Origin of the sequence: Bacillus salipaludis (genome assembly GCF_030938565.1) — a bacterium.
Taxonomy (GTDB): domain Bacteria; phylum Bacillota; class Bacilli; order Bacillales; family Cytobacillaceae; genus Neobacillus; species Neobacillus salipaludis_A.
This window is the reverse complement of sequence record NZ_JAVGVR010000002.1, coordinates 60,575-80,562: the sequence shown is the minus strand read 5'-3', so window position 1 is coordinate 80,562 and position 19,988 is coordinate 60,575. Positions and strand designations below refer to the sequence as shown.

General features: G+C 34.1%; 25 protein-coding genes and 1 pseudogene. 9 read left to right on the top strand and 17 right to left on the bottom strand.

Going from position 1 to position 19,988, the window contains the following annotated elements:
• Window positions 1–34 precede the first annotated feature (34 nt).
• A complete protein-coding gene (locus tag RCG21_RS31440) occupies window positions 35–1,012 on the bottom strand; it encodes a phage lytic cycle repressor MrpR family protein (RefSeq protein ID WP_308914391.1) in 978 nt (325 codons plus the stop codon).
• Complete coding sequence (locus tag RCG21_RS31435) at window positions 993–2,363, bottom strand: DNA sulfur modification protein DndB (protein WP_308914390.1); 1,371 nt, start codon at window positions 2,361–2,363, stop codon at window positions 993–995. Before RCG21_RS31435 ends, RCG21_RS31440 begins: the two co-directional genes overlap by 20 nt.
• 266 nt (window positions 2,364–2,629) lie before the next feature.
• Here RCG21_RS31435 and RCG21_RS31430 point away from each other — a divergent pair, with 266 nt between their 5' ends.
• Both RCG21_RS31430 and RCG21_RS31425 read left to right on the top strand, forming a co-directional pair.
• Window positions 2,630–3,157: a hypothetical protein gene (locus tag RCG21_RS31430; protein ID WP_308914389.1), complete on the top strand. Its 528-nt coding sequence runs from the start codon at window positions 2,630–2,632 to the stop codon at window positions 3,155–3,157.
• Window positions 3,158–3,185: 28 nt separating this feature from the next.
• Window positions 3,186–3,461, top strand: coding sequence for a hypothetical protein (locus RCG21_RS31425; RefSeq protein WP_308914388.1), 276 nt, complete (start codon window positions 3,186–3,188; stop codon window positions 3,459–3,461).
• Window positions 3,462–3,518: 57 nt separating this feature from the next.
• On the opposite strand, the gene RCG21_RS31420 is transcribed toward RCG21_RS31425, so the two are convergent.
• Window positions 3,519–4,154 carry a BMQ_0737 family morphogenetic spore coat protein gene (locus tag RCG21_RS31420; RefSeq protein ID WP_308914387.1) on the bottom strand — a complete coding sequence of 212 codons (636 nt, stop codon included), beginning with the start codon at window positions 4,152–4,154 and terminating at the stop codon, window positions 3,519–3,521.
• Between the two features lie 158 nt (window positions 4,155–4,312).
• Between RCG21_RS31420 and RCG21_RS31415 the strand changes: the two genes are divergently transcribed.
• The 3 genes from RCG21_RS31415 (at window position 4,313) to RCG21_RS31405 (ending at window position 5,957) form a co-directional block, all read left to right on the top strand.
• Window positions 4,313–4,879 carry a hypothetical protein gene (locus tag RCG21_RS31415; protein ID WP_308914386.1) on the top strand — a complete coding sequence of 189 codons (567 nt, stop codon included), beginning with the start codon at window positions 4,313–4,315 and terminating at the stop codon, window positions 4,877–4,879.
• 41 nt (window positions 4,880–4,920) lie between these two features.
• Window positions 4,921–5,286 carry a Mov34/MPN/PAD-1 family protein gene (locus tag RCG21_RS31410; protein ID WP_308914385.1) on the top strand — a complete coding sequence of 122 codons (366 nt, stop codon included), beginning with the start codon at window positions 4,921–4,923 and terminating at the stop codon, window positions 5,284–5,286.
• Window positions 5,287–5,786: 500 nt separating this feature from the next.
• Window positions 5,787–5,957, top strand: a complete 171-nt coding sequence (locus RCG21_RS31405; RefSeq protein ID WP_308914384.1) for a hypothetical protein — start codon at window positions 5,787–5,789, stop codon at window positions 5,955–5,957.
• A 236-nt stretch (window positions 5,958–6,193) separates the two neighbouring features.
• Here RCG21_RS31405 and RCG21_RS33675 read toward each other — a convergent pair whose 3' ends face one another.
• Window positions 6,194–6,499 (bottom strand): dioxygenase family protein, encoded by a 306-nt coding sequence (locus RCG21_RS33675; protein ID WP_372512797.1) that lies wholly within the window; start codon window positions 6,497–6,499, stop codon window positions 6,194–6,196.
• Window positions 6,500–7,101: 602 nt separating this feature from the next.
• Between RCG21_RS33675 and RCG21_RS33730 the strand changes: the two genes are divergently transcribed.
• Together RCG21_RS33730 and RCG21_RS31400 are read left to right on the top strand one after the other, a co-directional pair.
• Window positions 7,102–7,191, top strand: a complete 90-nt coding sequence (locus RCG21_RS33730) for a sunset domain-containing protein (protein ID WP_443646363.1) — start codon at window positions 7,102–7,104, stop codon at window positions 7,189–7,191.
• A 60-nt stretch (window positions 7,192–7,251) separates the two neighbouring features.
• The gene (locus RCG21_RS31400; protein ID WP_308914383.1) at window positions 7,252–7,521 is read left to right on the top strand and encodes an excalibur calcium-binding domain-containing protein; all 270 of its coding nucleotides are present in this window, start codon (window positions 7,252–7,254) and stop codon (window positions 7,519–7,521) included.
• 219 nt (window positions 7,522–7,740) lie between these two features.
• Here the strand turns inward: RCG21_RS31400 and RCG21_RS31395 are convergent, their stop codons facing one another.
• The 5 genes from RCG21_RS31395 to RCG21_RS31375 are packed head-to-tail and all read right to left on the bottom strand — an operon-like array spanning window position 7,741 to window position 12,016.
• Window positions 7,741–8,496, bottom strand: coding sequence for an amino acid ABC transporter ATP-binding protein (locus RCG21_RS31395; protein ID WP_308914382.1), 756 nt, complete (start codon window positions 8,494–8,496; stop codon window positions 7,741–7,743).
• 22 nt (window positions 8,497–8,518) lie between these two features.
• Window positions 8,519–9,232 carry an amino acid ABC transporter permease gene (locus RCG21_RS31390; RefSeq protein ID WP_308914381.1) on the bottom strand — a complete coding sequence of 238 codons (714 nt, stop codon included), beginning with the start codon at window positions 9,230–9,232 and terminating at the stop codon, window positions 8,519–8,521.
• Between the two features lie 11 nt (window positions 9,233–9,243).
• A complete protein-coding gene (locus RCG21_RS31385; RefSeq protein WP_308914380.1) occupies window positions 9,244–9,951 on the bottom strand; it encodes an amino acid ABC transporter permease in 708 nt (235 codons plus the stop codon).
• A 21-nt stretch (window positions 9,952–9,972) separates the two neighbouring features.
• Complete coding sequence (locus RCG21_RS31380; protein WP_308914379.1) at window positions 9,973–10,845, bottom strand: transporter substrate-binding domain-containing protein; 873 nt, start codon at window positions 10,843–10,845, stop codon at window positions 9,973–9,975.
• Window positions 10,832–12,016 (bottom strand): acyl-CoA dehydrogenase family protein, encoded by a 1,185-nt coding sequence (locus tag RCG21_RS31375; RefSeq protein ID WP_308914378.1) that lies wholly within the window; start codon window positions 12,014–12,016, stop codon window positions 10,832–10,834. The genes RCG21_RS31380 and RCG21_RS31375 overlap by 14 nt, the downstream gene beginning before the upstream one ends.
• Window positions 12,017–12,605: 589 nt before the next feature.
• Between RCG21_RS31375 and RCG21_RS31370 the strand changes: the two genes are divergently transcribed.
• Window positions 12,606–12,905, top strand: a complete 300-nt coding sequence (locus RCG21_RS31370; protein WP_308914377.1) for a hypothetical protein — start codon at window positions 12,606–12,608, stop codon at window positions 12,903–12,905.
• An 880-nt stretch (window positions 12,906–13,785) separates the two neighbouring features.
• On the opposite strand, the gene RCG21_RS31365 is transcribed toward RCG21_RS31370, so the two are convergent.
• From RCG21_RS31365 to RCG21_RS31350, 4 genes are all read right to left on the bottom strand, one after another.
• The gene (locus RCG21_RS31365; protein WP_308914376.1) at window positions 13,786–14,001 is read right to left on the bottom strand and encodes a DUF3006 domain-containing protein; all 216 of its coding nucleotides are present in this window, start codon (window positions 13,999–14,001) and stop codon (window positions 13,786–13,788) included.
• On the bottom strand, window positions 14,002–14,847 hold the full coding sequence (locus RCG21_RS31360; RefSeq protein ID WP_308914375.1) for a ComEC/Rec2 family competence protein: 846 nt from the start codon (window positions 14,845–14,847) through the stop codon (window positions 14,002–14,004). It abuts the gene before it with no gap.
• 320 nt (window positions 14,848–15,167) lie between these two features.
• Window positions 15,168–15,365, bottom strand: a complete 198-nt coding sequence (locus tag RCG21_RS31355) for a YolD-like family protein (RefSeq protein ID WP_308914374.1) — start codon at window positions 15,363–15,365, stop codon at window positions 15,168–15,170.
• 122 nt (window positions 15,366–15,487) lie between these two features.
• Complete coding sequence (locus RCG21_RS31350) at window positions 15,488–15,790, bottom strand: hypothetical protein (protein WP_308914373.1); 303 nt, start codon at window positions 15,788–15,790, stop codon at window positions 15,488–15,490.
• 378 nt (window positions 15,791–16,168) lie between these two features.
• On the opposite strand from RCG21_RS31350, the pseudogene RCG21_RS31345 reads away from it, so the two are divergent.
• Window positions 16,169–17,403 (top strand): annotated as a pseudogene (locus RCG21_RS31345) (IS110 family RNA-guided transposase).
• 172 nt (window positions 17,404–17,575) lie between these two features.
• On the opposite strand, the gene RCG21_RS31340 reads toward RCG21_RS31345, so the two are convergent.
• The 4 genes from RCG21_RS31340 to RCG21_RS31325 form a co-directional block, all read right to left on the bottom strand.
• The gene (locus RCG21_RS31340; RefSeq protein ID WP_308914372.1) at window positions 17,576–18,022 is read right to left on the bottom strand and encodes a hypothetical protein; all 447 of its coding nucleotides are present in this window, start codon (window positions 18,020–18,022) and stop codon (window positions 17,576–17,578) included.
• 223 nt (window positions 18,023–18,245) lie between these two features.
• Window positions 18,246–18,455 (bottom strand): glycine zipper 2TM domain-containing protein, encoded by a 210-nt coding sequence (locus RCG21_RS31335; RefSeq protein ID WP_308914371.1) that lies wholly within the window; start codon window positions 18,453–18,455, stop codon window positions 18,246–18,248.
• 194 nt (window positions 18,456–18,649) lie between these two features.
• Window positions 18,650–19,216: a hypothetical protein gene (locus RCG21_RS31330; RefSeq protein WP_308914370.1), complete on the bottom strand. Its 567-nt coding sequence runs from the start codon at window positions 19,214–19,216 to the stop codon at window positions 18,650–18,652.
• 233 nt (window positions 19,217–19,449) lie between these two features.
• Window positions 19,450–19,986 (bottom strand): hypothetical protein, encoded by a 537-nt coding sequence (locus RCG21_RS31325; RefSeq protein WP_308914369.1) that lies wholly within the window; start codon window positions 19,984–19,986, stop codon window positions 19,450–19,452.
• Between the last annotated feature and the right edge of the window lie 2 nt (window positions 19,987–19,988).

Below are 19,988 nucleotides of genomic sequence, written 5' to 3'. Positions count from 1 at the left end.
CTCTACCAACTTAGGTAGAGGAAATAAGTAAACATCAGTCTATGTGAATATTATATAAATCCATGATCGTATCGGGGTTTATAAAATCACGCAGGAAGGAAATGTTAAAGATTTCATACCCATTTACAACCGTCTTTTTCACTCCAAACTGATTAGCAATCATCGATAATTCTTCCGTTTTTAATTTGTTCCGTGTTTTAAATAAATTAACTGCCATGGCAATCATACCTGATTTTTCGATGTTTTTAGCGGTTAAGTATTGATAGCCAAAAAATTTGGCAATGGTAGATATTCTTCTGTAGATTAAATGTTTATCTGCCCGATTGTAATTTTGTACCCTTGTTGTGGCAGATCTTAAAATATAATGATTCTTTATTAACGGTAGTTCAGGGTTATTCCCTATCGAGGTTCCATTCTTATTTTGATATCGTGTTTGTTCAATTGCTTCTTTAATTAAATTTATACATGTTTCTGAAACTTTTACGTTTTTTCTTTCACCATATTTGTCATCCTTTAAATGCAGTTCACAATTGGTCCAATCAATATCTGTTTTAGTTAAATTTAATATTTCTGAATGGCCATGGCCATTCACACCTTCAAATAATAATTGAAGGATAATTTTATCCTGGGCATTCACCATTTTTCTTTGCATGCCTACTATCTCACACTTTGAGAAAAGGATTTTTTTCTTACTTAAATAGGTTTTTAATTCATCTCTTTTTATTGACCTAGCCGGATTAATGTTACTATGAACTTTACCCGTTTTTATAGCCCAATCTATATAGGACTCAAAAACATTAAATGTTAGTTTTATGGAATTGAGCGTTGAATGATCCGCATTAATCAAAGCATCTTTAATTTCTTCTGAAGTAAAGTTATATAGATCTTTTCCAGAAACCTCCTCGGTATCAAAACTTCTGCAAAGTGCGAATTTATATACAATTCTTGTTTTTTCAGGAATAGTCTTTAGATATTCCATTTTTTCTTTTTCGTTATAAAGTTTTTTGACCACCAAACCCCCCACCCTTATATTTAGTTAAATCTAAATCATAAAAAAATTTATAGACTTGTTTCTTTGTTCTTGTAGAGATTTTTTTGTACCGATTTAATATCTCGTATTCTTCCCATACCCTATTTTCTCTTGAAAAATTAATACTTCCAACGATATTTGATAATTTATTCAACTGAATAGTTTCATCCTTCATTCGTTTTGCTAAGGCGATATACCCATAAAACATGGTATTGGCGTTAATTAAACTATTCTTTCTAACGATTGATATATCAGAAAAAAATTCAGTTGGAAATGCAAAGAAAAGTTCATTAAAGAATTCACTTAAATACTTGGCAGTAATGATTGCATTTGGTTTATCTTCAATTTTGAATACATCATCTATTGCATCTGCGAGAGTGTTGAATGTTACTAAGAAATTAGAACCAGGAGCGATCATATCTGATGCTGCAACTTTATTTTTTAATTCACTATTATATTGTAATTGTTTTGCGATAAAATCGGCCTGTCTTGATTCTCCAACTTTCTTTAATTGCCCTTTTCCTACAGAGTTCGTTGTATTTAATTGCTTGAAATATTGTTGGGCCATTGTTTTTCCTAAATGTAAAATATTTAATTTAAACATACTGTCTAATGATGGATCTTTTCTCAAGGCTCGAACAATTGCATTTATACGATGAAAACCATCTAAAACATCTAATAATGTGCCCTCTGTTACAGTCAACTTCATATCATCTTCATCATAAATTAATTCTTCCCCCGACTCATCATCTGTACTGCCTAAACGTGCGTTGAAGGTAATAATGGTGCCAATCATTTCACCCTTCCTTAATAAGTCCTCCATTTCTTTTATACTTTTCTCAACTAATTTAGGAAGTTCTATGATTTCATCGGATCCTTTCTTTTTTGTTTGTCTCATTTCACGTTGAGTTTCCGGATTATATTGTAGCAAGCCATTTTCAAAAAGCTGTTTTAATTCACGTGCCTGGATATAAAGTATGAAGTCGTCTTCTGTCCCCCTAAGTACATTTTTGAATGTATAAGGAAGCCGAATATGATTGACAATATCTCCAACAAAATTTGTCTTAATTTCTTTTATTTCTCTAACAGTGAAGTATTCTTTTGGATTTATGATTGGACTTCCAGTTGCTGAATAAATTTGTTCTGTTAATATATAGACCGTATCAATATCTACATCTAACAACAATTCTGTGTTATAAAAATAACTTTGTATTTTACCAGGGAGAATTTTATATTGTTTCAGCCCCATTTTAATTTTGTTTACTAATTTTCTATCTTCTTTTATTTTTGTAACGACTTCAATCAAATTTTCTCTGAGCTCGTTTTTTTCCATTTCCTCAGATCCTTTTTAAGAATAAATAATTAAATAATTAAATAATTATAATATTCATATTAAAATAGATTGAATTAAATAACTCAGGAAAAAAACAAATTGGCAGATAAGCCCCTTGTCTTTAGGCAATGGGCTTGTTTTTTTAAATATTTCGTATATTGACTGAAAAAAGGCTTATTTTTAACTTTCATCCTTTAAAAAATTTGACATTTTTCAAGTAACTTACATAAATCTATAATGAACATTACAAAAGGGGATTCGATGACATGGATGATTTATCTTTATTAATTGAAAAGAAAATTGAAGACATAAAAAGTGAAATAGTGATCCTCAAAGATAAAATAATCAATATTTCCACAAATGATGAAAAATCAGTTATAAGTTACTTTAACTTTTCAATGAATTTTACCAAAGATGATTCAGAAGAAAATATACTTTTTTGTGACTTTGTCATTCAAAACAACACCAATATGTCCCTAAAAAATCCAATTATTCTCATAAAAATCAACAGTATAAATCCCACTGATTTTTTAGGCAGGTTTTTTAGTAAAACCATTATTGATGAAAAAGCCCAATGGGAACGGGTTGAAGTAGAGGAGATGGATGAAAAAAGCGATTATTGGTTGAAATCAAAACAAACAACTTTAAAACCAAAAGAAACTTTGGTTTTTCCAGGTTTCCAAATTAAATGGGCAGCCTCTCATGAACAAAATATTCATGTTTCGGGTTTTTTTTATTGTGATCAATTTAAAAAAGGGATTACTTCATTAAATTCCGTTTCAATAAATATATGATTAAAAGAGGAGAATCAAGAGGATTATTATGAAAAATGAGATTGATAAATTGATTTATGAATCCTTAAAAGCAAAATATACTAAACGTCTCCAAAGTTTAGATCTAAATAAGAAAAAAGAATCATCAATTTTAGTCTTAAATGACGATATTTTAGAGTTATTAATTTTAATTTACGCAAAGAATATGTTATTCCGGAATGACTTTCAAGGAGATGAGGTGGAAAATAGTAAAATATTAGAAAATCTTAATGAAATCTCTACAATGATTCATGATATCAATGTGAAGGTTGATGACTTTCAATGAGAAAAGGTGTCCCGGATTAAGGGACACCCTCTGATTATTGCTTATCCATTTATTTCTTTAGGCCAAAGGAGTTGGGAAAACAACAGGACATTGTGGAGGAATTGCTGGTGCAGGGCAAGCAGCGATAATATTTTCACGTGGTGCACAGAAATCTGCAGTTAATTCAATTGTAACCGGTGCTGTAACTTGGATGCTTTGACAGATGACAGCAGCAATATCCACAACTAAACCTACACCTGCCACGCATGCCCCACTAACGGAACTTTCTGTATCATAGGCTGAAACATTAATAGCTGTTCCTTCAGGAGCACATAGGAAGTACGATTCTGTTACAGTTGCAGGAATTGGAACCCCTGTTACAGTAATTTGAGCCCCTAAAGCGGTTAGAGCTGAAACAGTTACCGCAATCGATAAGGATTTTACAATAGTCACTCGCTGAAGGGTTACTTCTGCACCATTGATAATAAATGTACGATTGACCCTATCCCCTACTTCTGTAACAGCTCCTACAGTAACTTCAGCTGTAATATCTAAAATATTGGTTCCTGCCGCACAAGGGTCGGCAACTCCAGCTGGGAATGTAATTGTGGTGCCAGGTAAGTTGACACTTGCTTGACTGGTAACCCAATCATACACCTTATCTACATTGACACAAAGTAACTCTTGGCCACCGGATAAGTTTTTTACTTTCAAACTAATCACCTCATATATTTTATTTTTGTCTTACACTATAAAATATTATTTTTTGATTATTTTGAAACGGACAAGTGCGGAATTATTATTCTCGGTTACAAACACAAATTTATTTGATTTATCATAAAATTAATTAGTTCTAAATGCGAGGTGATAAAATGGAAAATAAAGAATCAAGTCAAATGGATGATGGACAACAAAAATATTTGGATGAAGAATCATTAAAAGACTTTGAAAATAATATTAACAAGCAGTTAACTAAAATCATGGAATTGTTAAATGATACAAGTAAATTAATTATAAATCAGCAAGAAGCTTTCAATTCTTTGCAAAAACAGATTGATCAATTAACTGCCTTAAATCACCAATTAATTTCTTTAATGGGAAAAACATCTGAACCGAAGGCTAACACAGAACAAATAACATTTAGAGGCTTGCAGCAGGCTGTTATTAAATCACCTATCTACTATAAACCCGACCAAAAAATAAATAATAACAAAAAACTTGAAAACACTTCACTACCCTCGAATATAGTCAAAAAGGATGAAAATCAATTGTCCCATAATATCTCTAGCGCTGATAATAATGAATTAAATAATATCCAAAATCAAGGCGAATTTAATGAGCCTTCAATTGAAACACCAGAGGAATCAAAAGTACCTGAGATTGTTGAACTTTCACCAGCTAAACAATCACTTTTCTCATTTCTAAGGAAAAAAGAGTGAGCGAATTGTTTTTAACGATTGAGTCGAACGTATGCAATCAAATGATTCAAGCAGGACTTCAAAACCTCCCTAATGAAACATGTGGGTTTTTATCCGGAAAATATAACAACATCACTACTTGGACAGAAATGAAAAACAGCTCCACAACCCCAAATTCTTTTTTTATAAAGAAAGAATTTGTGGAAGAAGCCTTAAAAACCATAGAGATAATAGGTGAAGAAGTAATTGCATTAGCACATTCCCATCCAACATCTAATCCAATACCTTCATATTTAGATCTTCGAAGTCATCCTGATTCTACAGTTAAAATGGTCATTGTTTCTTATAAATATAAAAATCCATTAATTAAATGTTATGACATAAACAAATTAACCTATAAAGAAGTTCCAATATACGTAAATAAATAATGTCTTATTATTGAAATCCAATGAGAATACCAGAAAATAAATATATTTAATTTAATGATTAAATATAAACAAAAAAACCCGTTATCCATTCAAGCATCGATGTTTTCAAATGCATGGATGGATAACGGGAAGGCTTCTATGTATGGGGAAGAAAAGGAATTTCCTCCCCCAAAAAAGATTGGTGCGTTTTATTGTCGACCTAATAATTGTATAACTGAAAGAAAGAGTCGGCCTAATTTAATATGATGGAAGGGGTAAAAAAGGACACTGTTGAAAATGAAGACAAGGGATCATACAAATGCTAAAACGATCAAAATGGAGGGAATTAAGTAGTGTTACAAAAAATTGGTGATAAAATCTTAGTCCAAATAACCATACATATAGAGAACTTCATCATAAAATGTAAAATAATCATAATGCTAGCAGTAATTGTATTGGAGAAAAGTATTGGAAACCTGGATTCCACATTCCCAATCAAATAGAGAAAGGGGGTGGATAGATTGGGATGTTTTTGCGGAGGAAGTAAGAAAATAGTAACTGAAAATGCATATGTTTATAAATCAACACCCAATTACAAAACAACAACTGTTTACAAAGCAACTAAAGGTCCTCAGTATCAAAATTTAGGAAAGAGTCAAAACCAAGAAAGTTCTAATAAAGAAAAGAATTAAGACAAAATATAGTATTATCCCTCTTTCTTTAGGCTAAAACTTTTTGCTGTTTTTTCTTGAATATTCATAAGATTATGTTAAACTTTATTTGAGCCAAATAGTACCCTGATCCAGAGTAGACCCTGTTTCGAGTACTGGGATTGGCTCTTTTTTATTGAATAAAAAGACCTTTATATTCATTTTTAATAAATTTCATTAGACTGCAGTAATGGAGGCACTTTTATGATAAATTATAATCAGTTCAATGTAATAAACTTAAAGAAGCCATTCATCCAGGGTGGCTTTTTTCTTGCTCTTAAATGAATATAAGTATCAAGTATTCTGTTTTCTACTAACCGTTTGTTGAATAAAAAAATCTGCACCCTGTTTTTTAACGAAAGCCCTCGTAAATTGAAGAAAACACAAACATGAAGGGCCACGTAATGGATTCGGCAAGTAATTTCGAACCCCTCGTACGAAATCTTAAAATGGATATGGGCCGGTCGCCAGGAATGACGTCCAATACTTTTTAATAATTCCCCGACAGGTCCTCTTTTTCCAATTTCTTATGGAGAAGGAACAATCGTTTGAATTTCAACATCTCCCCCTAGTTTTCCATAAATAAAAAACTTGCTTGCTGCTAAACCATTTTAAAAAAAATCAGTTTATAACTTACCTATAACTTAATAAATAGAGTATCACTTGTCCAAATACTTGAATAAAATATAGTAGACGACGAGGTAGCACCTTGCGTCACATTGGATTGACTTTATATAGTCAGTCCATTTTTGTTCCCTTTGAGCGCCAACACGTAAAAGCTCGAATCATTCTCTATTATAATTTGTAAGAGTTTTGGGGAGGCAGTCGAGAGATTATGCCCTTGAAAGTCGAATAGAGAGTTGTTGACTTTCCTTACGCCAACTTCCATTTCCTTCAATCACAGTAACGGATTGTCAAAGGAAGTAGACGTATCAGGTTGAAGAGGAATTGGCACGAGTAAAGGTAAGTGGCGAAGATATTAAAGATTTGGTTAAATATTTAGATGATGCCTCTCTTTAGTGAAAGAATGGGTTTTAAACTTGATTAAAAATATGTAAAATAGACTAGTAAAATATATCTATGTAAATTACATAGGGGGAAAAATAATGGAGAAAGGTGGATCCGGGTGCACTACGATAGGACCCAAGATAATATTGTTTGGTTTTGCTCTGCTTCCGATGCTGAAGTTGCTGGATACAGACACTCAAAACGATAATAATGGGAAGCCGCATTAAATTAGGATTTCCATAGAATAAAAACGAAAGGATGTATTTAAATGAAAAAAACACTAAAAATTTTGATTTCAGTTGGTATGACTTTTGGTTTAGTATTTGCTGCTTCAAGCGTTTCGGAGGCAAAAACAAAGATTATTACTTACAAAAATTGCACTGCTTTAAACAAGGTTTATAAGGGAGGAGTTGCTAAATCCTCAAAGATTAGAAATAAAGGTGGAAAAACACATTACAAGCCTTTTGTTTCGAGTGCTCTTTATAATGCAAATAAAAAGAGTGACAGAGATAAAGACGGAATTGCTTGTGAACGTTAATGATAACCCGGAAATAAAGTTGCCCCTTACTCAACCGAGTAAGGGGCTTTTGTTGTCGAATACAATAACGGGATTCTATATACTGTTTCCGGACAATTAGATCTTACTCTTATTATCCGGATAGTTTTTCCGGCATAAATGGTGTACTTCGAGCCATATTATCCTAAACGCAATGGAATCGTTTAATGAAGAAAAGCCTTTCTAGTGGTTGCTCATTCATTAAATATTATAAATAAAATTCTCAGGTATGACCCGTCTTAAGAAATGCTGCGTTCTTTCCTCTTTTGGTCTTGAGAAAATTTCCTTTGGTGAATTCTCTTCTACAATCACACCACCATCCATAAAAATGACTCGGTTGGCTACATCCTTTGCAAAAGACATTTCATGCGTCACCACTAACATAGTAGTTCCTTCTTTTGCAATATTTTTCATGACGGTTAAGACTTCACCGACTAATTCCGGATCCAGTGCAGACGTTGGTTCATCAAATAAAATAATATCTGGATTTAACGCAATCGCTCTTGCAATGCCAACCCGCTGCTGCTGCCCACCAGACAATTCACTAGGGTAGGAATTCAATTTATCTGCCAATCCGACCTTCGCTAAGGCCTGTTGCCCTAGCTCATTAGCTTCTGCTTTCGGAACCTTTCTTCCAATGATAAGACCTTCTGTCACATTATCTAATACTGTTTTATTCGTAAACAGATTATAATTCTGAAACACAAAAGCAATCTTTTGCCTGATTTGATGTATTTGTTTTTTGGTTGCTGATTTAAGGTTTACATGAATATCACCAAAAATAGCTTGCCCCTGATCAGCTCGTTCAAGAAAGTTAATACACCGAAGCAATGTAGTCTTTCCAGAGCCACTCGGGCCAAGAATGACAACCACATCACCCCTATCAATCTGTAAATCTACTCCTTTTAAAATCTCATTCTTACCAAAGGACTTGTGGATATTTTTAATCTCTAGCATGACTTTGCCTCCTATCATGATCTTAGGCAGCGGCTGCTTTATACTTCCTTAACCGTTTTTCATACAGCTTAAATAAAGTTTCCACTAAGCTGCATAAAATGAGATATACAAGAAAGATATCGATGTACGCTTCAATAAAATTGTAGCCAACATTGGCTGCCACTTGAGCTTTTAAAGTAATCTCTCTCAATGACAAAGCATAACCCAAAGAGGTAGCTTTAATGAGATTGACCGTTGCTGTACAAATATTGGGCAATGCCACCACTAATATTTGTGGAATGAGTATTCTTCTAAATGCTTGCACATTGTTCAGCCCAACGGAATAAGCTGCTTCTAGCTGCCCTTTACTGACCGTACTTATAGCAGAACGAAATACTTCTATTAAAATAGCCGTTGTATTCAACGAGAAAACAATAAATGCGTACCAAATCGGATTGATATCGTAGATACTCGTTTTAACATGATACTTCTCGAATATGGGAGTCAATAGTAAAGGGGCACTTGTAAAAATAATAAAAATTTGAACAATGACAGGTGTCCCTCTCACAAACGAAACATAGACGCGTGCCAAATGGCTAATCACTGGAATTCGATTAATCCGCGATAAGGCGATCAAAAATCCTGAAGGCAGAGCAATGAGTAAGGAGACAATCGTAATGAGTAAGGCTATAGGCACTCCAGATAATGCAACAAAAAAGGTTTTTACTAAAAATGGAACATCCAATCCGACCGACATGCTTTCACCCCCTATGTCGTTTTTATAACCAGTTTACCTTTACTAAAAATCTTTTCTAACTTTGAAAAGAACTGTTCAATCAAAATGGATAAAACCCAGTATATAAGAGATAGGGCAAGATAAATTTCTAACGAATGAGAATTATAATTATTTGAAATAATTAGGCTTGCTTTCCCCATAATATCAACCAAACCAATGGTATACGCTAATGATCCTTCTTTCATTAATTCAAGGAGGCTGTTACCGAAATTGGGCAATGCGACAACACTTGCTTGCGGAAACACAATTCTCCTAAATGCCTGGGCAGGACTAAGCCCGACACTAACCGCTGCCTCATATTGTCCCCGGTCGATCGCTTCATAGGCCGTTCTCATCACCTCAGACATGATGGCCCCAAATTGCAGCGAAAAGGTAATCACAACATAAATCGAAGTGTCAAGATGATTCAGATCTGTACCAAAGTAACTGGCTATAGCCGGAAGCCCGTAATACACTATAAATAAAAGAACAATAGAGGGGGTACACCTTAAAATGGTGGTGTACCCATTGGCGATTTTTCTGGCAGCTGTACTCGTTCCTAGTTTCATTACAGCTAAAACAAATCCTAGAATCGTACCGAACAAAACCGATAGACCTGCAACCATAAAAGTTACGTGTAAAAACGAAAGAAGTTGTGGCAATGCTCCCCAAATGTAGGCACTATCAAAATACGTTTGCATATTCCACCTCTTTTTAGATGGTTACCTTTTTACAGTATCCAATAATTTAAATAAATCAGTATTATAGAACTTAACCATCAGTTTGTTTGTCTTCTTTTCCTCTTTTATTTTCTTGATGGCTTGATCATAGGCATCTGCAAATTCTTGTTCTTTTTTGTTGAATAATGGCCACGTTTTGACAACCGCAAATTCATTATACACAAGGTCATTTGCTAAACTATGATAAGGACCATCCTTTGCAAGGACTTGCTTTTCATACGTTGCTCCCAAATAAATGCCTCCATCTACACGGCCTTCATTTACCCATTGAGCGACATCCACTGAGAATGCATCTCCGGCTTCCAGTTTAACTTTATTGTCTGGATTGGCTTGGTTATATTCATCCACAATGGTATATTGAGCATTACTTGCTGCAATAGGTGCTAACGACAGTTTAGCTTTAGCAAAGTCGGATAAGTCTTTTATATTTTCATTTTTCTTTTTTAACAAAATGCCAACGCCGCTGAGTCCGAGGAATTCCTTTGGGAAAATATAACTCTTCGTTCTTTCCTCTGTGAACCAGGCATTTTTTACCCCTACTTGATATTTGCCTTGCTGCACCCCTATCAATAAATCATCACTGGATGTTGGCACATATTCAAATTCATATTCTGGCAATGCCTTATCCACTAATTTCATGACTTCAATTTCATATCCGGTTGGGTTGCCCTTTTCATCTAGGTATCCGATTGGTTTACCGCCTTGATCAAACGCTACTTTTACTTTTCTGACTTCTTGTTTATCAGTTCCCGCATCCGATTTTGCCCCCGTTGTTGCTCTTGAGCCGCAGCCTGCGATGAAGGTTGCTAAAGCGATTCCTGTAGCGGCGATTTTAAAAAATTTATTCATTTTCATTGTCTTTTCCTCCCTTGGATTCATATTGTTGAATAGCTGCTTGAGCTAATTTTAAAATGGTTAGATCGTCCATTGGCGGATTATGCAGGCCTGCCCGGACATCTCGGTAATAACGCTGAAGTGGATTGGTCAGCTGTAGGCTTTTTGCTCCGACTAATCGCATAGCTTTGTCGACCACGGTAATAGCGGAGTTGGTCACAATATGTTTGGCTACAAGTGCTTCATTAGTGATATCCCGTTGACGATCCTCATCAATGTAAGCCTCTGCCGTACCATATAGGGCAAATCTTGCTTTGTATAATTCCAAGTCCATCTCGCCTAATAACGCCTGCACGTTCGGCAGCTGAGCGATTGGCCCCTTAATACTATTGGGAGAATGGGTATTGGCAAATTTGAGTGCATAGTCCCTGGCCGCCTGCGCAATCCCTAAATAGGTGGCAGGAATCAGTAGACCCCAGCCATTCAGTTTAAATCCCGTATGATAACTGGGAATTTCGACTAAATCCGACTCATCCACTACCACGTTTTCTAATACTAGATCATGGCTTCCTGTACCACGCATCGCGATTACATTCCAATTTTCCTCGATGGTTAGTCCTTCCGCTTCTTTTGGAATCAGCAAAAAGCCTACTGTTCCTTTTTCTTCGATCCAAGCAGAAGTTAAAAAATAATCTAGTTCCGGTGAGCAGGTTGTATAGCTCTTCCGCCCATTAATCACCCATTTGCCAGCTACCCGCTTAGCATTTGTTTCGGGCCGGCCCCCGCGAATGGGACTGCCTGTAGCCATTTCGCTTACTGCTCGGTTAATGATGGCCCCATTGTTCACTTCTTCAGCAAAAAAGGCTAACTTTAATGGATTCCAGTACCGATTTTCAAATAATTCTCCAACGGTCATTAATGTCCATCCAATCGATAACGCGGTACTGCCATCATAGCTTCCCAGTTTTTCTTGTAAGAGGATGGTATCATATAGAGAAAATCCTGCTCCGCCAAATTCCTCTGGTAAGGTCATTTTGGTATAACCGATTTTTCTTAATGCCTGGATATGCTCTCTAGGAAAGCTGCCCTCCTTGTCGATTTGCGGGGCTTGTGCTTTAAAGTCCTCTTCTAATGGGTACAGCCGTTCAAGCCACTTACGCTGCTTGCTATTTTTTACAAATAAGTCCTGCATGCTCTTTGCTCCCTCCTAACACTTAATAAAAAAGACTGCTCCCATTTAGAATGGAAGCAGCCCTCAGTTGACTGATAAGCTAAGCTCATAAGTTTTTTATAACATTTTTGGAATATTATGTATCTATTACATTATAATAAGCATATTAATCCAATGTGTCAACTAGGGATTTAATTTTGTTTTTCCTTTAACTAATTTACATACTCCAGTTTCATATGAATCATCAAGAAAATCTGCACCGTAAAGAGATTTTAAAAATTGTTTTCTATGAGGAAAACCCGTTCAGCCAACCGAAATGCACAGAAATTATCAAACCAGTTGAATTTAGTTGTTTGCCATTTATAAGGTTAAAGGTTGCTTCTGTAACCCAATATATATAACGAGTTGTAGTTCGTGTTAATCGGGATCAATTGAACATTTTTACAACGAATGGACTTATTTGGGAGTTCTTCCCTTATTTTTGCTACTTAAAAGGATCCTTAATCTAGTTAAATTTGATTAACAAAACAGATATTCTAAGGTCTATTCTGTTCTTCATATTAATAAATAATAGAAACACAGATTTTGATCTAAATATGAGGTGGTAATTATGAAAGTAAGCGAGTTTAGAAAACACCTGTCTATGTTAACTACTAGTGATAAATCGGTTGTGGCAATAATTTCAAAATGTTTATCGATTGAACGTAAAATCAATATAGATCTTGATGATGTAGTAGTAGATGAAGATAGAACCTATCAAGCATTACTTAAAGTACAAACTGAACTAAATGACAAATCCATTCATGGGGTTTATCAAAATGCACTTAGAAAATACTATTTCTTTATAAACGGTTTCCATTTCCCTTCTATAAAAACATATGAACAAAAGAAGGAAAGAAGTCATCAATAAAATACCCCTTATTAATGGGTATTTTAAAAAAGGACTTTTAGAAAACGCAGATGATTTTATATTCACTTTTTTATTATTTATAAACAGTGATTTTACAATATATAATGTCTTTTTGAATTAAGGAAAATGGTTATTAGACAACAATGTTGTTTAAGAAAATAAAATATACTTTAATTTATATGTTATTTTTGATATATATTATAATGAATTAGGAGATGTAGACATATATGTAATTAACTGTTGAGGAAAACCTAAAAATTATAAATACATACAAATTTAGAGTATGAGCCACACCATTTTATGAATTTGACAGTGTCGATGTATCACATATTTTTTTCCTTGAATATCTGAGTTGTCAATTGTGATAAATACATTAAATTTCACCCTAGCCACTGCATCAACTATTTGGAAATTATAATCTTCAACCCTTCTTTTCAGTCACCCTTTTTATGGACAGGAATAATACAATATGATTTATTTCTAGCAACTTTTTGGGTAAATAAAAAATGTTCACGCATTTATAATATATAGTGTAAAGTAGATTGAAAGTTTCTTTTATATTTATAAAAGACAATATGAACGGAGATAACGTTGTGAAAATATGGATGAGGATACTTATCACATTAGATATTCTAATTATTTTGGGTGTTATTGCAGATGAAATTTTTTATTAAAAGTCGTTTATTTGATAAAAATAATTTAAATTTATAAACAATTAATATACCTTTAAAGGGGATCTTTATTTAGCGATACTGGAGCAAGACTTAATTCTGTAAACTCGTCTAAATATCCTGTTGTTATTAAACAAAATATGTAAAAGAAAAACGCCACCAAAAATGGTGACGCATTGGCATCGTTACTTATTCCGCATAATCTCCGTCTAATCTTCCCATACATCATTCATTAAATCTTCTATTTCACGTCTTAACTTTTCGGTTTCTTCTTTTAAGACTTTGACCTTTTCTCCGTTAATTTCTACAACATCTCCAACAGTTGCACTCTTAGGAAAAATTGATTTTGGAAAATCCTTCGTTTTCCCCTCGATTTCTACAACTGCAAACTTTCCTTCGAACCGATCAATGATACCCTTTACCAATTATTTCACCGTCTTTACGCTTAGTGTAGAACCGTTGGTGGTAAAGATGATATTTCCACTTAAATCCGTGCGATATATTTTTACTTTTTGTGCTTTTAGTCTATTTAAAATAGTACTTGTTGGGTGGCCATAATTATTGTTTTTGCCTACACTGATTACAGCATAACTTGGTTTCACGGCCTTTAAAAATGCTGAACTTGTTGAAGTCTTGGCACCATGATGGCCAACCTTCAGGACGTCTGATTTCAGAGTTTGTTTGGATTTTATCATATCTGCTTCAGATTTAGTTTCCGCGTCCCCAGTAAATAGGAAAGATTTCTTTCCATAAACTAAGCGAAGAACTGCACTCCAGTCGTTTAAGTCACTTTTAGAATACGTTTTAACCGGCGCTAAGAATGTTGCTGAAACGCCTTTTAAAGGTAATTTAACACCCTTTTGGGCTGTTTTAATTTTTACACCTTCTCGCTTTACAGCTGTTAGAAAATCCTTGAACGCTATTGTAGTGTTGCTTACTTTTGGTGCATAAACAGATTTTACTTTAAACGCTTTTAAAACCTCATCCAAGCCACCTACATGATCTGCGTCCGGATGAGTTGAAATCATAACCTCGATGTCTTTTACTTTTTGCTTTTTCAAATATGCTACGACGTCGCTACCATCTTTATTTCCACCATCGATTATAATGTCATCGCCAGCAGCTGTCTTAATGTAAATAGAATCTCCTTGTCCAACATTGATGAAGTGAACTTTCAAATCCTTTGTTGCAGCATTTGTTGATGAAGCACCAAATAAAAGACCAGTAGATAAAGTTAGTGCTGTTACTATTTTTATGATTTTTGTTTTCATATTCGCTCCCCCTCCAAATTATATTTTACCTATATTCCAGCTAATTACCAGAAATAATTGAAGTATTTATAAAAATGATTTGCGTCCTCGATATAAATCATTTAATCAACTTAATATTTTTTATGGAAATAACCTAATCTTTCCGTAAAAAGGCACCCGCTATATAGCGTTAATGCCACCTAATCAACGACAACCACTGCGACCACATCCTCGAAAGCAATCCGGTGAAATAAGCCATCCTCCGCTTCAATCCGCAGTTGATGAGTTAAAGGATCTACCCAATGCACCCACCCTTTTATGTCGGATGTGAAGCCGTTTGATCATATCGTAATAATCACCGCAAGGTTATATTCCATCGCATAAGCTATTCGCTGATTGAATTCTTCGAGTTCATATGGATCCACAATCGGCTTTGCTATCCGTTCCTGGTCCCGCCATAGATCCTGCTGCCCTTTTATTAGCTCCAGATGCCCGAACGCAAATTGCCATTTCTTCATACCACGGTCACGAATTGCCATTGTAATTCATCTCACTTTTATTATATACGAACCAATGTTCCGTATGTATAAAAAAGAAAAGCCACCAAATTGGCAGCTCTTTTTACTTGGTATGTACATTTTATAGAATAAAACTTTAATAATTATCGATAGATTCCATTCGGATGGAAATAATCCCACCAATTCTTTACCTTTTTAAACTTTTTTTCATCTGTAACAAATGATTTTATCTCAACTCCAAATAGGCGCTTGTGTAAAGCTTTAAATTGTTCACAGCCTCTTAAAAGTTCAATTGCCGCTTCTCTTCCCATATTTGATGTAGTTCCAACCACAATAAAAGGGATATCTTCTTCATAATGAAGTAGAACTTTTCCACCAAAATAAATGTCGTATAGTTCCGGTAATTCCTCTTTCATTGCAACTTCCATAATAACAAGTCGGCTCATTCGCGCACTCCTTTTAATTTCATTATGACTCGTTTGAAATTAGAGGGATGGGGAAATTGTGAAATTAAATCGAACTTTAATCACATCTTTACAGGTCTTCCTATATCTCTTAATAAACTAAAGCACCCGTTCGTATTATAAGGTCAGCCAGATATTTCTGGTTGACCAATTTTTATTTGGTTTTATTATAACGGTAGCCGGGGTAGAACGTAAGCACCCGTGGGACTCGGATCCCGTCAACTAAACAGTTCGCCCCCTATTTGTAGAAACATGTTTGAGGCTGGTTGGGACATAGATCTCGTATAACAAGCGAAGCTATGATACTGCAAGGAGGATTAGGGGTACCGGTTAATTATAGTTGGAGGAGGAGATTTATAAATGAATCCAGTCGTTGGTCTGGATGTAGCTAAAGGTGAATCTCAGATTCAAGCATACTTGGAAAAGAAAAAGCCATATAAAAGTAGTTTTAAAGTAACACATACTCTTGAGGGACTTGATAAATTACACCGATTTCTTATAGAAATTGAGAGTTTAACTGGGATTAAACCTCCAATCGTACTCGAAGCTACAGGGCATTATCATACAGCTGTTGTTCAGTATTTTGAGGACAGGAATTATTTATTAATCATTGTAAATCCATTAATCTCTTATCGGGCGAAAAGCTCAAGTTTACGCAAAGTAAAAACAGATAAAATCGATGATAATCATCTCTGCGAACTTTACTATAAGGAGGACTTAGAACCCTATATAAAGCGAGGAATTCAACTTTTAAAACTTCGTAATCTGACGAGACAACACGAAAATCTAACCGGAATTGTTGTTCAAACAAAACTGCAATTCCAATCTGTCCTTGATCAGGTTTTTCCTGAATTTAGAGGTGTTTTTGGGGACTTATATTCAGTTGTATCTTTACAAACTTTATTAGCGTACCCTACATCTAACGATGTACTGACAACTGACGAAGATACTTTAGCAGCTAAAATCAATGAGTTATGTAAAAGTCGTTCTAATAAGTGGGCTGAAATAAAGGCAAAAAAACTTATAGCTGCAGCTGAACGGAATCCTTTTCAGGAAACCTTATATCAAAGCCATATTTTAACCTTAGAACTGTACATTAAAATGCTTTTAGAATACCAAAAGCACCTATCTACGTTTGAGGAAGAGATAGATGCTTTAGCAAAAGAAATAAAGGAATATAAGATTATCCAATCAATCCCTGGTATAGGAGAAAAAATCGCTGCAACGATTATCTCTGAAATTGGTGAGATTGATCGGTTTAATCACCCTAAAAAGCTCGTAGCATTTGCCGGAATTGACCCTAGTATCTTTGAATCTGGTAGATTCAAAGGAACCGTGAATAGAATCACAAAAAGAGGATCCAGTGATTGAGACATGCCTTGTTTATGGCTGTCAAATGTGCTATTCGTGATTGTCGCAAAACGAAAACAACAGATACTATCATCCCCCGAAATAAACGGTTACGGGAGTTTTATGATAAGAAACGCGAAGAAGGAAAGCCTTATAAAGTAGCTATAATAGCGTGTGCAAATAAGCTCTTACAATGGATATATGCTCTTTTAAAAAGTAATTCAATCTTCCAAGATATAGCTTAAATAAAAAATAATACTAAACAATGAAAAACCTTCCAATAATCTAAATAAGGAAGGTTATTTGGTATGCTTATTTTTAGTATATCATGTGCCTTTTAAGATTTTTAATGAAAAATATTGACAAACTATTAGCTGGTTTGGTTTAAGTATATTCCTTCACATAGTTGAATTAGGTTTAATTCGTTTGTTTGGAGCCTTTCCTATAGCCCTCTCTTAATGGTTTAGAGGTTTCAGCATCCAGAATTATAAATTTATATTTAAATGTTTTATCATTGTCCAATATAGAGCAAAAAAAATATACCTGGCGATTAGGGCTTACGCTATTATTTGGATTAGAATAGATATTGATTAAATTTGTGTAGAAATAATCATTAACATTAGATTTTATAAACCGATTTAAATCCTTATAAAGTAATTTTTGCTGAAAATTAATATCAGCATCCTTATATTGAGTATATTCAGTTAGTTTCCCACTTTGGAGAAACTCCCTTGCACTAATAAATTGTTTTTCCTTATTATCTTGTAATAAGTAATTATTTTCAGCCAATGTGTTAATTGAGTTTTGTAGGTAAACCATTAAAAAAATTAAGATAAACAAAATGATTAAGAAAGGTCTTTTCATTTAGTACACCCCTTTTTTGAGAATAGGGTGTCCCCAAAAATCTTCAACTATGCTGCTCTTTAAGTTCAATAAAAAAAGCATTACCCCTTTTGCACTCGTTACTTTAAGTGAAACAATCCACAATCTTTTTTGGAAATTCACCTAAAAAAGCTGAATAAATTAATAGAAAAATAAAAAGACTCCCTTTTTGAAAGTCTTAATGCATGTACCTCTTTGTATAAATCTAATCTTCTCGGTTCGCATCACCGTCATTAGCTTCATCGGCTCCTTCGACGAGATTGTTACCCATCACTCCACCTGTAATTGCTCCTACTACAGTACCAATCGGACCGTAAGCAGAACCCACGGCAGCACCAGAGACAGCACCAACAACAGTATCTACAGCCTCACCAGTATCGTTATCGACTCGATTGAATTCGTTTTTATCAGCCATTCATTTCACTCCTTATTAAAAAATGGGCAGTGCTTTTCCAGTACAATCCCTTAACATATTTTGTCCTCGAAAGACAGAATTACACGATGAATAATTTACTCCCTTAAATATCCTATCCGTCAAGACAATAACAAAAATGCCACCAATTTACAACTTGATCTTTAACTCACACAAATCTTTTTATAGCATTAGATTTACCTCACTTTCTCATATTTTCTTTTTAATAAAATAAAGTATTCATTAGTTTTTAGTTCTGGAAATTTATCACTTACAGTATAGAAAAAATCTTGGATTGATTTTAACGCACCATCTAAGAATTCCTCTTTATCGATAATAAAGTTACTCTTTATTGGCATATTTTCTTCAAATAAAATATTCTTACCGTCATACCAATGTACTGCTATATTTTCTTCAACTTCCTCAAAATCGGTGTGCATAAACAATTGAATTTGGTTATTTTTATTTACCAGGACTAGCTTATAAATGTTAGGTGATTCACCTAATTCGTATAAGCCAGGTTTATCTGATTCTGCTAAGAAATACAACAAGTCATTAATTATATTAACAATTAGATACCTCATTTTGGATTCAAAAGGAATCCTTCCTTCCAAAGGTGTTTGTAAATAATTCAAAAAGAAGTTATTTTCTCTATAAGATATATCTATATAACCATTTAAATGTAAATATGGATCAAAATCTGGTTCGGTTAACCAACTTCTAAGTGTAGGCGAGTCTTCTATTTGAAAATTAATCCTAAACATTTATTAACCCCTTTTCGAAACTTCGTTTACTAACTGGAACTACTTCTATATGTAATTAATTATACCTTCTAATACTAATCCGCCCAGTTACAGCAATATAAAAAATGCGTCTCCGCTTATTGTAGAAACGCACCCGTTAGTTTAAGTACATCTATTCACAATCTTGTCATTAATTAAAAAACCACTAAATTGGCAACTAGATCTTCAAACTCTTACACCCGATAGTTGAAGAATTAAATTAGTTCTTTTAAATCATTGTTCAGGTCACTACAATTAAGTTCTGAATAATCCTCAATAATCGTTGTAAACGGATATGATGTCTTACTTTTAAGATAGTAATTTAACTGAATCAATTCTGTTACTGGGAAGTCGTATCCCCAATTATCCTTATAACCCACAATGCCGTATTTTTTAAGAAGAGCTTTCATTTCCCTAATAATTTCCGATAAAAAATCATCATAATTGCACTCTGTTTTAATTTTCGAAGTCAATCCTTCTCCGAAACCATCATTTTCTGTTACTTTAATTACAATTTTTCCATTTGATAAAACTTGAAAATTCCATTCAAGTTCATTTGGCTCCCCATTCCATTTAAAGGAGAAATCATCATAGGCTGGATCCATATATAATGGATTTATATCAATTAATGTTTCAAGAAGATATTTTAAAGCATCCGTAACATAACTTGCAGCAAATGTGAAGGCTTGCGAATTAATTTCAAAAAAACACTCCGCCCAACCTGTTCCCATTAATCTATATTTAAATATCATTG

Excerpts from the sequence above, each read along its gene's own strand:
- RCG21_RS31340 (WP_308914372.1), bottom strand. The coding sequence starts at position 18,022 with ATGAAAAGACCTTTCTTAATCATTTTGTTTATCTTAATTTTTTTAATG.
- RCG21_RS31395 (WP_308914382.1), bottom strand. The coding sequence starts at position 8,496 with ATGCTAGAGATTAAAAATATCCACAAGTCCTTTGGTAAGAATGAGATT.
- RCG21_RS31360 (WP_308914375.1), bottom strand. The coding sequence starts at position 14,847 with ATGAAAACAAAAATCATAAAAATAGTAACAGCACTAACTTTATCTACT.
- RCG21_RS31400 (WP_308914383.1), top strand. The coding sequence starts at position 7,252 with ATGAAAAAAACACTAAAAATTTTGATTTCAGTTGGTATGACTTTTGGT.
- RCG21_RS31375 (WP_308914378.1), bottom strand. The coding sequence starts at position 12,016 with ATGCAGGACTTATTTGTAAAAAATAGCAAGCAGCGTAAGTGGCTTGAA.
- RCG21_RS31355 (WP_308914374.1), bottom strand. The coding sequence starts at position 15,365 with ATGGCAATTCGTGACCGTGGTATGAAGAAATGGCAATTTGCGTTCGGG.
- RCG21_RS31335 (WP_308914371.1), bottom strand. The coding sequence starts at position 18,455 with ATGGCTGATAAAAACGAATTCAATCGAGTCGATAACGATACTGGTGAG.
- RCG21_RS31325 (WP_308914369.1), bottom strand. The coding sequence starts at position 19,986 with ATGATATTTAAATATAGATTAATGGGAACAGGTTGGGCGGAGTGTTTT.
- RCG21_RS31435 (WP_308914390.1), bottom strand. The coding sequence starts at position 2,363 with ATGGAAAAAAACGAGCTCAGAGAAAATTTGATTGAAGTCGTTACAAAA.
- RCG21_RS31380 (WP_308914379.1), bottom strand. The coding sequence starts at position 10,845 with ATGAAAATGAATAAATTTTTTAAAATCGCCGCTACAGGAATCGCTTTA.
- RCG21_RS31330 (WP_308914370.1), bottom strand. The coding sequence starts at position 19,216 with ATGTTTAGGATTAATTTTCAAATAGAAGACTCGCCTACACTTAGAAGT.
- RCG21_RS31415 (WP_308914386.1), top strand. The coding sequence starts at position 4,313 with ATGGAAAATAAAGAATCAAGTCAAATGGATGATGGACAACAAAAATAT.
- RCG21_RS31385 (WP_308914380.1), bottom strand. The coding sequence starts at position 9,951 with ATGCAAACGTATTTTGATAGTGCCTACATTTGGGGAGCATTGCCACAA.
- RCG21_RS31425 (WP_308914388.1), top strand. The coding sequence starts at position 3,186 with ATGAAAAATGAGATTGATAAATTGATTTATGAATCCTTAAAAGCAAAA.
- RCG21_RS31350 (WP_308914373.1), bottom strand. The coding sequence starts at position 15,790 with ATGAGCCGACTTGTTATTATGGAAGTTGCAATGAAAGAGGAATTACCG.
- RCG21_RS31370 (WP_308914377.1), top strand. The coding sequence starts at position 12,606 with ATGAAAGTAAGCGAGTTTAGAAAACACCTGTCTATGTTAACTACTAGT.
- RCG21_RS31430 (WP_308914389.1), top strand. The coding sequence starts at position 2,630 with ATGGATGATTTATCTTTATTAATTGAAAAGAAAATTGAAGACATAAAA.
- RCG21_RS31410 (WP_308914385.1), top strand. The coding sequence starts at position 4,921 with ATGATTCAAGCAGGACTTCAAAACCTCCCTAATGAAACATGTGGGTTT.
- RCG21_RS31390 (WP_308914381.1), bottom strand. The coding sequence starts at position 9,232 with ATGTCGGTCGGATTGGATGTTCCATTTTTAGTAAAAACCTTTTTTGTT.